This window comes from Janthinobacterium lividum, from assembly GCF_034424625.1.
Lineage (GTDB): Bacteria > Pseudomonadota > Gammaproteobacteria > Burkholderiales > Burkholderiaceae_D > Janthinobacterium > Janthinobacterium lividum.
In genome coordinates this window covers 764,937-776,760 of the sequence record NZ_CP139976.1, presented here as the reverse complement: position 1 = coordinate 776,760, position 11,824 = coordinate 764,937, and the positions used below count along the sequence as shown (strand labels likewise).

Below are 11,824 nucleotides of genomic sequence, written 5' to 3'. Positions count from 1 at the left end.
CCCGCCTGTTTTTTTACCCGGTTTTCCACCATTCGAGCCCTATGCCAGAATTGCCAGAAGTCGAAGTCACACGGCGCGGTGTCGCGCCCCATCTCGAAGGCCGCGCCGTGCGCTCCGTCGTGCTGCGCCGCGACGGCCTGCGCTGGCCCTTCCCCCCTGCCCTGGGCGAGCAACTGTCGGGGCAAACCATCGGCCTGACGGGGCGGCGCGGCAAGTACCTGCTGATCCACTTCCGCCACGGCACCCTGATCATCCACCTGGGCATGTCGGGCCATTTGCGCGTGCTGCCGACGGGGACGGAGGCGCAAAAGCACGACCATTTCGACCTCATCGTGGAAGACGCGGAAGGCGGCAGCCAGGTACTGCGCATGACGGACCCGCGCCGCTTTGGCGCCGTGTTGTGGCACGACGAGGCCGACGGCCCGCTCGACGGCCACGCGCTGCTGCGCGGCCTGGGCACGGAACCGCTGGAAGGCGGCTTCACGGGCCAGCTGCTATTCGAGAAAACGCGCAACAAGGGTACCAATATCAAGCAGGTGCTGATGGCGGGCGACATCGTCGTCGGCGTGGGCAATATCTATTGTTCCGAAAGCCTGTTCCGCGCGGGGATCAACCCGAAGACGCCAGCCCGGCGCATCGGCCTGGCCCGCTATGAGAAACTGGCGCAATCGATCCGCGACGTGCTGGCAGAAGCCATCGTGCAAGGCGGCAGCACCCTGCGCGATTTCATCGGCGTGAACGGCCAGTCCGGCTACTTCCAGCAGACGTATTTCACGTACAACCGCGCGGGCAAGCCATGCCGCGTGTGCGGCGCGCCGATCCGCCAGATCGTCCAGGGACAGCGTTCCACGTTTTACTGCGTGAATTGTCAAAAGTAAACACACTCACACACTCACGGAGGGAGCCAGATGGTCAGGGACCTGGAACAATACAGCGCATGGCGGCAGGACGTACAGGCCGCCTTGCAGGCATACCGGCAAGCCGCCAGCGCGGCGGGCCTGGTCGACGGCGCCTCCGCGCTGCGCCTGGCGCGCTGTGGCTCCCGCCTGGCCGACGACCGTTTATCGGTCGCCTTCGTAGCGGAATTCTCGCGCGGCAAATCCGAGCTGATCAACGCCATCTTCTTTGCCGGCTACGGCCAGCGCATCCTGCCCTCGGGCGCGGGCCGCACCACCATGTGTCCCACCGAGCTGCTGTACGACGCGGCCTGGCAGCCGTCCATCCGCCTGCTGCCCATCGAGACGCGCGCGCAGAACCTGTCGACCAGCGACTACCGCGATCTGCCCGCCGCCTGGACCGTCCTGCCCCTGAACATCGACGCGGGCGGCGACATGCAGGAAGCCATCCGCCAGGTCAGCCTGACGAAAAAAGTCAGCATCGAAGAGGCGGCGCGCTACGGCCTGTACGACGCCGACGATGCGGACGCCCCCGCCATGCTGGACGAGGACGGCCAGGTGGAAATCTCCATGTGGCGCCACGCCATCATCAACTTCCCCCATCCGCTGCTGAAACAGGGCCTGGTGATCCTCGACACGCCCGGCCTGAACGCCATCGGCACGGAACCGGAACTGACCCTGAACCTGATCCCGAATGCGCACGCGGTGCTGTTCATCCTGGCGGCCGACACGGGCGTCACGCGCAGCGACATCGAGGTATGGCGCAACCATATCGGCGCCGGCGCGGGGCGCCTGGTGGTGCTCAACAAGATCGACAGCATGTGGGATGAGTTGCGCGGCGATGCCGAGGTGGCGCAAGCCATCGAACGCCAGCAGGCCAGCGTGGCGCACCTGCTGATGCTGGATGCTGGCCAGGTGTTTCCCGTCTCGGCGCAAAAGGCCCTGGTGGGCAAGATCAACCAGGACGCGGCGCTGCTGGAAAAGAGCCGCTTGCAGGCGCTGGAGACGGCCCTGTTCGAGGAGCTGATCCCCGCGCGCAAGGAGATCATCCGGCGCCAGCTGGCGTTCGACCTGGACGCCATCGAAGCGGCGCAGCAGGTGCAGGCGGCGGCACGCGCGCGCGGCATCGCCGAGCAGTTGCACGAGCTGCACAGCCTGCGCGGCAAGAACCAGAGCGTGATCGCGCACATGATGCGCCGCATCGATATCGAGAAGAAGGAATTCGACAGCAGCCTGTTCAAGCTGCAAGCGACGCGCGCCGTGTTTACCCGCCTGTCGACAGAGCTGTACACGAGCCTGGGCATGGACATCGTGCGCGACGATATCGACGGCGTGCGCACGGCCATGCAGCGCAGCCGCTTTTTCACGGGCTTGCGCGAAGCCGTGCGCCAGTATTTCGAGCGCATCGCCAGTAACCTGGACCGCTCGGAAGGCAAGACGACCGAGATCACGGAAATGATGAACGTGATGTACCGCAAATTCGCCACCGAACATGGCTTGGCGCTGGCCTTGCCGATGCCGTTTTCCCTGGCCCGCTACCGCCAGGAAATCGCCGATATCGAAGCCGTCTACCATAAGCAGTTCGGCACGGCCACCCTGCTGACCACCAGCCGGGTCGTGCTGATGGAAAAATTCTTCGACACCATCGCCTCGCGCGTGCGCCGCAGTTTCACCAACGCCAACGACGACGCCAGCGCCTGGCTGAAAGTCATCATGGCGCCCCTCGAAGCGCAGATCGTCGAGTACAAGGAACAGCTGAAACTGCGCTTTGCCTCGATCCAGCGCATCCACGACGCCACGGGCAGCCTGGAACAGAAAATCGCCGGCTTTGAAGCCAGCCTGGCGGCGCTTGAACGCGACAAGGCCCAGCTGGCGCAATTGCTCGCTGCCTTGCGCGCCGCCAGCGCAAGCTGAGCGCAACATCAGCAACATCAAACAACAGAACACTGGAACCCTGCATGAAACGTCTGCTGCATCCGCTCTCGCCCGCCACGGGCGCGGCACCTTTAGAAGACTATATCGACCCTAGTTTTTCCGCCACCATCATCGCCTGGCAAAAGCAGCATGGCCGCCATGCGCTGCCATGGCAAAACACGCGCGACGCCTATTTGATCTGGCTGTCCGAAATCATGCTGCAGCAAACGCAGGTCACCGCCGTACTCGGCTACTACGCGCGCTTCCTCGAACGCTTTCCTACCCTGCGCGATTTGGCGGCAGCCCCCGTGGAAGACGTGATGGCGCAGTGGAGCGGCCTCGGTTACTACACGCGGGCGCGCAACCTGCACAAGTGCGCGCAGCGCGTGGTCGCCGAATACGATGGCGTCTTCCCCAGCGACCCGGCCCTGCTGGCCGACCTGCCCGGCATCGGCCGCTCGACGGCGGCCGCCATCTCCGCGTTTTCCAGCGGCACGCGCGCAGCCATCATGGACGGCAACGTCAAGCGCGTCTTTGCGCGCACGTTTGGCATCGACGCCTATCCCGGCGAAAAACGCGTCGAGGAAGCCATGTGGCGCCGCGCCGAAGCACTGCTGCCCGCAGCGGGAATAGATTCAGGCATCGAAGCCTACACACAGGGCCTGATGGACTTTGGCGCCACCCTGTGCACGCGCAGCAGTCCCGATTGCGGCCGCTGTCCGCTGCAGCCGCGCTGCGTGGCCTACGCCACCGGCCGCACCAAGGATCTGCCCGTGCGCAAACCGAAGAAAACCAGCCCGGAAAAACACGCCGTCATGCTGGTCATCATCGACGACGGCAAGGTGCTGCTGGAGCAGCGCCCGGGCTCGGGCATCTGGGGCGGCTTGCTGTCCTTGCCCGAACTCGATGGCCACGTGCTGGCCGGCGAGGACTGTCCGCGCGACATCGACCAGGATGCGCTGGCGCGCGCCGTGGCGCCATTCGGCCAGATCGAAACGCAGGAACGGCTGCTGCCCATCGTGCACGTGTTTACCCACTACAAGCTGCACATCGTTCCCTGCCGCATCACCCTGGCGCGGCGCCTGGCGCTGGCCGGAGAGTCCACGCACGTCTGGTACGACGGCGCGAAAATCGCGGACGCGCCACTGCCAGCGCCCATCAAGAAACTGCTGCTGGACCTGTTCGGCGATGCGCGTTCGGCGCAGCGCAGCATGTTCTAGTGCGGCGTTTTTTACTCTTCGCACTGACGGCGCTGTGTTTGCACGGCGCTCAAGCGGCTGACGAGCTACCGGAGGTACGCATCGGTGTACTCGCCTACAAGGGTGGCGACGCCGTGCAGCAGGATTGGTCGTACGTGACGCGCCACCTGCAGGCCAGCATTCCCGGCATCCGCTTCATCCTGGCCGACTACGACCAGGCGGGCCTGACCCGCGCCGTGCAGTCGCAAGCCATCGCCTTTGCCATCACCAGCAGCGGCCATTACGTGGCGCTCGAACACAGCGACGGCGCCAGCCGCATCGCCACGCTCGAATCGCCGTGGACGGATTCTCCGCGCCAGGCCATCGGGTCGGCCATCGTCGTGCGCAGCGCCTCGCCGCTGCATGACCTGGCCGACCTGGCGGGCAAGAACGTGATGGCCGTGGCGCCCGATGCGTTTGGCGGTTACCAGATCGCCGCGCGCGAATTGCGCGAAGCGGGCATCGATCCCACGCATGATTTTGCCAGCCTGCGCTACAGCGGTTTCCCTTCGCAGCAGATCGTCGACGCCGTGCGGTCAGGGCACATGGATGCGGGCATCGTGCGCACCTGTTTGCTGGAACAGATGGTGGCGCGCGGCGAAGTGCGGACCGATGAACTGCGCGTGATCACCACGCGCCCGATTCCCGGATTTCGCTGCGCCAGCTCGTCGCGGCTGTATCCGGACTGGCCCTTCGTGGCCCTGCGCCAGACGCCGCCCGCGCTGGCGAAAAAAGTGGCGCAGGCCCTGCTGGCCATGCCGCGCACAGATGAAGGCTACAGCTGGACGGTGCCCAGCGATTACCAGATCGTCGATGAACTGTTCCGCGACCTGCGCATCGGCCCCTACGCTTACCTGGACAAGCTGACGTTCGAGACGGCGCTGCGCCGCTACTGGGGCTGGATGCTGCTGGTGCTGGCCTTGCTCGTCGCCTGGGCCGTGCACACGGTACGCGTGGAATACCTGGTCAGCCGGCGCACGGAGCAATTGCGCGCCGCCCAGCACCAGCAGCGCGCGCTGGAAGAGCAGGCACGCCAGCGCCAGGCCACGCTCGACCACACGGCGCGCCTGGCGATCCTGGGCGAGATGGCCAGCGCCATCGCGCACGAATTGAACCAGCCGCTGGCAGCCATCGGCAATTTCGCGCGCGGCATGGCGCGCCGCATCACGGCGGGCCGGCTCGATGCGGCGCCCCTGCTCGACGGCGCGCAGGAAATCGCCACGCAAAGTGAACGCGCGGGCGCCATCATCCGCCACATCCGCGCGATGGCGCGAAAGCGTCCCGCGCACAGCACGGCCTTCGCCCTGGCCGACGCCGTCGAGCAAGCGGTATCGCTGTTCCGCGCGGCCCATCCGCAAGCGAGGATAGCCTGGCGCCACGAGACGGTCAGCGCTGCACCGCGCGTGCTGGCCGACCCGCAGCAGGTGCAGCAGGTGCTGCTCAATCTGCTCAAGAATGCGCTCGATGCGCAGGTAGAAAACGGCAATCCGCAGCACGCCATCGGCGTGCTGCTGCACCGCGAAAACGGCGCCTGCACGGTGGCCGTGCGCGACGCCGGCTGCGGCCTGCCGACGGCGCAGATGGCGCGCCTGTTCGAACCGTTTTTTACCACCAAGGCCGAAGGCCTGGGACTGGGCATGTCGCTCAGCAAAAGCATCATCGAATCGTTCGGCGGCAGCCTGTCGGCACATGCCAATGCCGATGCGCCGGGCTTGACGGTCTGGTTCCGCCTGTCCGAAGATACCGGCATGGACGCACACAAGGAAATACAAGAGGAAACACCATGAATGAAAGCGATGCGATCATCTTTGTCGTCGACGACGACGCCGCCATGCGCCGCTCGCTGGCCTATCTGTTCGATTCGGCCGGCTGGCAAGTGCAGACGTTTGAATCGGCACGCGATTTCCTGCAGCGCTACGATGGCCATGTACCCGGCTGTCTGCTGCTCGACGTGCGCATGCCTCTGATGAGCGGACTGGAACTGCAGCAGGAGTTGAATAATAAGACCGGGCACGCCATATCGCTGCCCGTGATTTTCCTCAGCGGCCACGGCGACCTGGCCATGGCCGTGCAGACGATGAAGGCGGGCGCCTGCGATTTTCTGGAAAAGCCGTGCAAGGACCAGGTATTGCTGGACGCCGTCTCGCGCGCCGTGGCCCGCAGCGTGGAAGAAAGCCGCAGCGCCGCCAGCGCGAATACGGCGCAATCGGCGCTGGCCAGGCTCACCGCGCGCGAGCGCGAAGTGGCACTGCTGATGGCCGAAGGCAAAGCCTCGAAAGTCATCGCCCGCGAACTGGGCATCAGCGACAAGACGGTGCAGGTGCACCGCCATAACACGATGGAAAAACTGGGCCTGCATTCGGCAGCCGAGGTAGCCCGGCTGCTGATGGCAGGTGGCCAGATCTAGGCCCGCACGATGCGCGCCGGCAGTCCCTGCCGCACCGACGTGCCCGAGACAGGATCGACAAACACGTTCTTGTCGCCGCGGCTCGGGTCCGTCAGCCCCAAGTCATTCAGGTTGATGCCCGCGCCGATGGCCGGCTCGTCGGGCTGGCGCAGCTTGCCGATGCGGTGCGCGCGCGCGCCATGCTCCTTGTGGCCGAAACCGTGTTCGATGGCGATCACGCCCCGCTGCACGCCATGGCGCAGCATCACCGTCGCCCTGGCCCTGCCGCCCGGCGTTTCCAGGTATATTTCATCGCCATTTTCCAGCTTCAAGCGGGCCGCGTCGTCGGGATGCACGGCGACCGGGTTGTCCGGATGGATGCCGCGCAAGCGCCGCGCGCCGATGCTGTAGGAGTTCTGCAGCGCCGATTTAAAACTGATCAACTCGAACGGCCACTCGCTGGCAGGATAGGCTTTGCGCACGGGCGTGCCATCGGCAAACGCCGCCACTCTCCACGCGGGCGTGCCGGGGAAACGCTTGCCGCTCAAGCTGTTCTTGCTCACGCCCAGTCCCTCGTTGTACAGCATCATCGGTTTCAGATAGCGGTGCGTGGACCAGTCCTGCGGATACGGCGTCTCGTCGATCACGGGTGCAGGCGCTGCCGGCGCCTTGGGATTCGCCGGCGGCGGCAAACGCAGGCCGAACATCTCGCCATAGCTCTGGTAGCGCCCTCCCCGCGCCAGCATGAAGGCCACCTTGCGCCACTCTTCCGGCTTCAGGGTGCGCTCCAGTTCAGGGCGGATGCGCGCCACGCCGGACAAATCGATATCGTCGTCGTTGGCCTCCGGCACGGATGTTTTGCCTTGCCAGGCGATGTTGGCGCCGCCGCGCAGATACCAGTCTTCCGCACGCTGCAAGGGAAAGCGCTGGCCATCCATGTCCTGCAAGGCGTCCGGGCCGAAGCCGGGCAAGGCCATCGTCTTTGCCAGCGCGATGAAGAACGATTCCATGCAGATGGTCTGGCCGTCCGGCGTTTTCTGCACGCGCGGTTCGACCACGGGCCAGCGCGCCGTGCTCATTTTGACGGGCATGCCGCCCCAGGCGCCGGCCCAGCCCCAGCTTTCATACAGCAAGGTGTCGGGCAGCAGGTAGTCGGCAAAGGCCGAGCTTTCATTGATGAAGGGGTCGATGGCGACGATCAGGGGAATCTTCTTCGGATCGGCCAGCTCCTTGCCGATCTGCGCGCGCAAGCCCGTGATGCCGTAGACAGGATTACAGCTCCACAGGATCAGCGCCTTCAGGGTGTACGGGTAGCCGTTCATGGCGCTGGTGAGCCATTCTGTCGCCAGCGCGGGCGCGTTCGGATACCACGGCGCCTTGGCCGGATACGCCTTGCCCGCTTCTTTCTTCAGCTTGAATTCCGAGGTTTTTTCATATGGCACATTGCGTCCGATCGGCATGCCGGCCGCCTTGATCTCGCCGTCGAAACTCTCAAGGTTATAGCGCGGACCGGGTCCCGCATCCTTGAAGCTGCCGCCGTTGACGAGGGTGCCGCCCTTGCGGTTCAAATTGCCGATCAGGGTGTTGAGCATGACCAGCGCGTACGCGTTATAAAAGCCGGCGCCCGACATCATGCCGCCGTGCGCATTGACGGCGGCGCGCTTGCCATGGCTGGTCAGTTCCTGCGCCAGGCCTTCGATGATGTCGCGCGCGATGCCGCAGGCGGCCGCATAGTCATCCATGCTGTGGCGCTGCGCTTCCTCGTTGAGCATCGTCATGGCCGTCTTCAGGTGCAGCGACGCGCCGGCCACGTCCAGCGGGCCGTCGAAGAACAGGCGCGCCTCGCCCTTGGCGGCATTGTGCGGCACGATGGCTTGGGTGGCGGCATCGATCACGCAGAAAGCGTCGCCATCCTTGTAGCGCTCGTCTTCCGCCAGTTCCACCGCACCGATATCGGACGCGCGCAGGTAGCGGCCGTCGCGCGGATGGCCCTTCTCGTTGATGATCAAATGCGTGGCGTTGCACCAGGCGGCTTCGCCCGCCGCTTCCGCCACCTTCAGGTTCGGCTGCACGAGGAAGTTGCGGTCATAGCGTTCGTGCTCGATGATCCAGCGGATCATGGCCATGGCCAGCGCGCCATCCGTGCCAGGCTTGATCGGTACCCAGCGGCTGCGGTCGCCCGCGGCCAGGCTGTCCGCATTCGTCAGCACGGGGTCGACGACGACGTAGCTGAATTCGCGCTTGCCCGAGCGGGCTTTCGCGATCAGGGTGCCCTGGCGCTTGAACGGGTTGCCCGCATTCCCCGGCGCCGTGCCGACGAAAATGCAGAACTCCGTGTTTTCCAGGTCCACTTTCGCGTGCGGCATTTTCTTCATGTCGCCGAACATGGCGCCCGAGCCGCTGCGGTAGGCGCCGCCGCAATACGAACCGTGGTTGACCAGGTTCAAACTGCCGTACGACTGCTTGAAAAACCGCGTGCCGAACGCCAGGCGGCCATCGTCGGTGCTGCACATCAGGCCCACCTGGTTCACTTGCGGGCCCAGCTCCGGCTGCGCCGGATCGATCGGTTTTTCCAGCTCGCGCAAGGCGCGCAGCCCCTGCACGTGGCCTTCGCCAAACAGGTCGCCGCCTTCCGTCACTTCCTTCACCAGCTGGTCGAAGGCGATCGGTTCCCACTGGCCGCCGCCGCGCGGACCCACGCGCTTCATGGGCGCCAGCACGCGGAACGGCGACTCCATCTGTTCCAGCACGCCATTGCCGCGGCCGCAAGCGGTCGAGCGCCCTTTCAAGCCCTGCTCCTGGAAGCGCGACAGCGACACAAAGCTGTCGCGTACCGAGGTTTGATATGGCAGCGCCGGGTCGGCCGACAGGGGACTGTAGGGATTGCCCGCCACGCGCAGCACCTTGCCGCTTTTCTTGTCGAGGCGCACGCGCACGCCGCAAAACGTGGTGCAGCCCATGCACATGGTGTAGCTCACCTGCTGGTCGGGATTGACCGTCAATTTCCCCGTCGCCGTGTCGACGGAAAACTCGGGTTGCAGGGAATTGCCATGCAGTTTCTGCACGGGTTTATCCTTGCCCAGCGCATGGTCGACCATGCGGCCGGCCGTGGTGGAAAAGCTGGCGGCAAATGCGGCCAGCCCGCCGCCGATGGCGCCGTAGCGCAGCAGCTTGCGGCGTTTTTCGTTTTCGTCTTCAGGGACGTCGTTGTGTATGTGTTCGTTCATTGTTGACTCCTCAGTGCGTGGCCATGGCAGGACGGGGGCGTGCAGCGACAACGCGTCCGGCCCATGGCAAAAATTCCAGCATCAGCAACAGCAGCGCGATCCACAGGCCGGCCGTGCCGATAATCCCCATCAAGCCATCGTTCCCCATCGGCAGGTGGTAGTCGTACAGGCCCGCGCCCGTTTTCGGGATCGTCTGGCCGCCGATGAAAATCGTCCAGCGCATCATCCAGGCGCTATGCAGCGCGATCAGGCCGTTGACCAGGCCACTGCTGGCCGGGCGCCAGATGGCCAGGGCCATCGGCACGATGGACGACAGCACGGCCCAGACGGCAGTGAACTGCCATTGCGGCATGCCCGCCACCTGGGTAAAGGCCATGCTGTGGCTGGCGCTCACGCCGGACAGACTGACGAACAGCCAGCCGCCGCCCAGCGCCAGCACCAGCGCCAGCGACAGGGCCAGGGCGCGGTTCAGCGCCACTTCCAGCACCTGGTCGCGGCCCGGCAGGAAGCGGTTGAACAGCAGCGCCAGACCCACCGCCCCGACAAAGGCCGTGGCGGCAAATTGCGCCGGCAGGAAAGGCGTGAACCACAGGGGCCTGGCACGCACCACCATCACTTCCATGCCCGTGTACAGGCCCACGACAAAGGCGGCCAGCAAGGTGAAGGCGGCAGCGGTAATGATGGCCTTGCGCGATGCGGCGCCACCGCGCCCCAGCAGGCGATAGGCAAAGGCCAAACGGTCCTGGCCCTGCCCCCGCGCGGCGAAGTCCACGCGCAGCGCCAGCCACGCGTACAGCATCAAACAGCCCAGATACAGGGGAATGAAGAACGCGCCCCACGACATCCACGACTGCGGCTGGAAGTAAAGATAGAAGTGGTAGAAGCGGCCCGGCCCGTGCAAGTCGGCCAGCAGCGCCACGGGCGCCGTCATGCCGCAGACGAGCGACGCCAGCAGCGCTATGCGCCCCAGGCGTTCGTACGCCTTGCGGCCGAAGACGAAGTACGGCAAGGTCAGCATGAAGCTGCCATAACTGAGGCCGATGAGGAAAAAATACTGCACTGCCCACGGCAGCCATGCCGCTTCGCGCGTGACGTTGACAATTTCGGTGATGTGGCTGTCCATGGTTTATTTCCCGTGTTTGCTCGGTTGCCAAAGAGTCGCTTCGCCCTCGACGTGGCCGGCGAAGCGCGCATCCAGTCCCAGGTAGAACACGTGGGGCTGGGTGCCCTGCTCGGGTTTCAGCACCTTCACCTTGTTCTCGGTGAGCAGCTGGTGCACCAGGCTTTCCGGATCATTGAGGTCGCCGAAAATGCGCGCGCCGCCCACGCAGGTTTCCACGCAGGCCGGCAGCAAGCCTTCGTCGACCCGGTGCGCGCAGAACGTGCATTTGTCGGCCTTGCCCGTCTCGTGGTTTATGAAGCGCGCGTCGTACGGGCAAGCCTGCACGCAGTAGGCGCAGCCCACGCAGCGGTCGCCGTCGACGACGACGACGCCGTCCTTGCGCTGGAAGGTGGCGCCCACGGGACAGACGGGAATGCAGGGGGGATTGGCGCAATGGTTGCACAGACGCGGCAGCATGTAGGTGCCGCAACGGTTCTCTTCCTTGACTTCATAGGTCGAGACGACGGTGCGGAAGCTGTTTTCCGGCACGGCGTTTTCCATGATGCAGGAGACCGTGCAAGCCTGGCAGCCGATGCATTTCTGCACATCGACCACCATCGCCCAGCGCTGGCCGCCTTCGCCCTTGGTGGCCGCCTTGCTGGGTAGCGGCGCGATGGCCGCTCCGATGGTTACGGCTGGCAAGGCGCGCAAGAAACTGCGGCGCGATTCAATCATGGCACTCTCCTTGACTATGGGCGGCAAGCCCTTGTTGACTTGCTGCCATGATAGAAAAGAAGGCGCTACGGGGGTATTGGGGTGATAGTGCGGGAGCCTAGATGATCATGCCGATTGACAGGACCGAAAATGCGGAGTAGGTCAGATTAGCGGGGCCGCCGAGGCGCGCAGGCGCGTAATCCGACAACATTGTTGGCATGAAGTGTCGTGGTATCGCGCAGACATGTCGGATTACGCTGCGCTAATCCGACCTACGTCAGATTCCCCATGACCGCTTGCATTGGTAGGTCGGGTTAGCCGGCACGGCGTAACCCGACATGAAGCGT

8 protein-coding genes are annotated in these 11,824 nt (G+C 65.0%); 5 read left to right on the top strand and 3 right to left on the bottom strand.

Annotation, left to right across the window (positions count from 1 at the left end; translation table 11 throughout):
* The first annotated feature begins 41 nt into the window (after positions 1-41).
* The 5 genes from mutM to U0004_RS03390 are packed head-to-tail and all read left to right on the top strand — an operon-like array spanning position 42 to position 6,455.
* Complete coding sequence (mutM, locus tag U0004_RS03410) at positions 42-878, top strand: bifunctional DNA-formamidopyrimidine glycosylase/DNA-(apurinic or apyrimidinic site) lyase (RefSeq protein ID WP_034778336.1); 837 nt, start codon at positions 42-44, stop codon at positions 876-878.
* 30 nt (positions 879-908) lie between these two features.
* Positions 909-2,810: a dynamin family protein gene (locus tag U0004_RS03405; RefSeq protein WP_070259548.1), complete on the top strand. Its 1,902-nt coding sequence runs from the start codon at positions 909-911 to the stop codon at positions 2,808-2,810.
* Positions 2,811-2,854: 44 nt separating this feature from the next.
* Complete coding sequence (mutY, locus tag U0004_RS03400) at positions 2,855-4,030, top strand: A/G-specific adenine glycosylase (RefSeq protein WP_070259546.1); 1,176 nt, start codon at positions 2,855-2,857, stop codon at positions 4,028-4,030.
* Between the two features lie 38 nt (positions 4,031-4,068).
* Positions 4,069-5,835, top strand: a complete 1,767-nt coding sequence (locus tag U0004_RS03395; protein WP_167468622.1) for a sensor histidine kinase — start codon at positions 4,069-4,071, stop codon at positions 5,833-5,835.
* The gene (locus U0004_RS03390) at positions 5,832-6,455 is read left to right on the top strand and encodes a response regulator transcription factor (RefSeq protein ID WP_034778325.1); all 624 of its coding nucleotides are present in this window, start codon (positions 5,832-5,834) and stop codon (positions 6,453-6,455) included. The genes U0004_RS03395 and U0004_RS03390 overlap by 4 nt, the downstream gene beginning before the upstream one ends.
* Here U0004_RS03390 and U0004_RS03385 read toward each other — a convergent pair.
* The 3 genes from U0004_RS03385 to dsrO are packed head-to-tail and all read right to left on the bottom strand — an operon-like array spanning position 6,452 to position 11,498.
* Positions 6,452-9,661, bottom strand: a complete 3,210-nt coding sequence (locus tag U0004_RS03385) for a molybdopterin dinucleotide binding domain-containing protein (RefSeq protein ID WP_070259544.1) — start codon at positions 9,659-9,661, stop codon at positions 6,452-6,454. The two genes, U0004_RS03390 and U0004_RS03385, sit on opposite strands and share 4 nt — an antisense overlap.
* Positions 9,662-9,671: 10 nt before the next feature.
* The gene (gene nrfD / locus U0004_RS03380) at positions 9,672-10,784 is read right to left on the bottom strand and encodes an NrfD/PsrC family molybdoenzyme membrane anchor subunit (protein ID WP_070259542.1); all 1,113 of its coding nucleotides are present in this window, start codon (positions 10,782-10,784) and stop codon (positions 9,672-9,674) included.
* A gap of 3 nt (positions 10,785-10,787) precedes the next feature.
* On the bottom strand, positions 10,788-11,498 hold the full coding sequence (dsrO, locus tag U0004_RS03375; RefSeq protein ID WP_070259540.1) for a sulfate reduction electron transfer complex DsrMKJOP subunit DsrO: 711 nt from the start codon (positions 11,496-11,498) through the stop codon (positions 10,788-10,790).
* Positions 11,499-11,824 lie beyond the last annotated feature (326 nt).

Excerpts from the sequence above, each read along its gene's own strand:
- mutM (WP_034778336.1), top strand. The coding sequence starts at position 42 with ATGCCAGAATTGCCAGAAGTCGAAGTCACACGGCGCGGTGTCGCGCCC.
- U0004_RS03405 (WP_070259548.1), top strand. The coding sequence starts at position 909 with ATGGTCAGGGACCTGGAACAATACAGCGCATGGCGGCAGGACGTACAG.
- mutY (WP_070259546.1), top strand. The coding sequence starts at position 2,855 with ATGAAACGTCTGCTGCATCCGCTCTCGCCCGCCACGGGCGCGGCACCT.
- U0004_RS03390 (WP_034778325.1), top strand. The coding sequence starts at position 5,832 with ATGAATGAAAGCGATGCGATCATCTTTGTCGTCGACGACGACGCCGCC.
- U0004_RS03385 (WP_070259544.1), bottom strand. The coding sequence starts at position 9,661 with ATGAACGAACACATACACAACGACGTCCCTGAAGACGAAAACGAAAAA.
- nrfD (WP_070259542.1), bottom strand. The coding sequence starts at position 10,784 with ATGGACAGCCACATCACCGAAATTGTCAACGTCACGCGCGAAGCGGCA.
- dsrO (WP_070259540.1), bottom strand. The coding sequence starts at position 11,498 with ATGATTGAATCGCGCCGCAGTTTCTTGCGCGCCTTGCCAGCCGTAACC.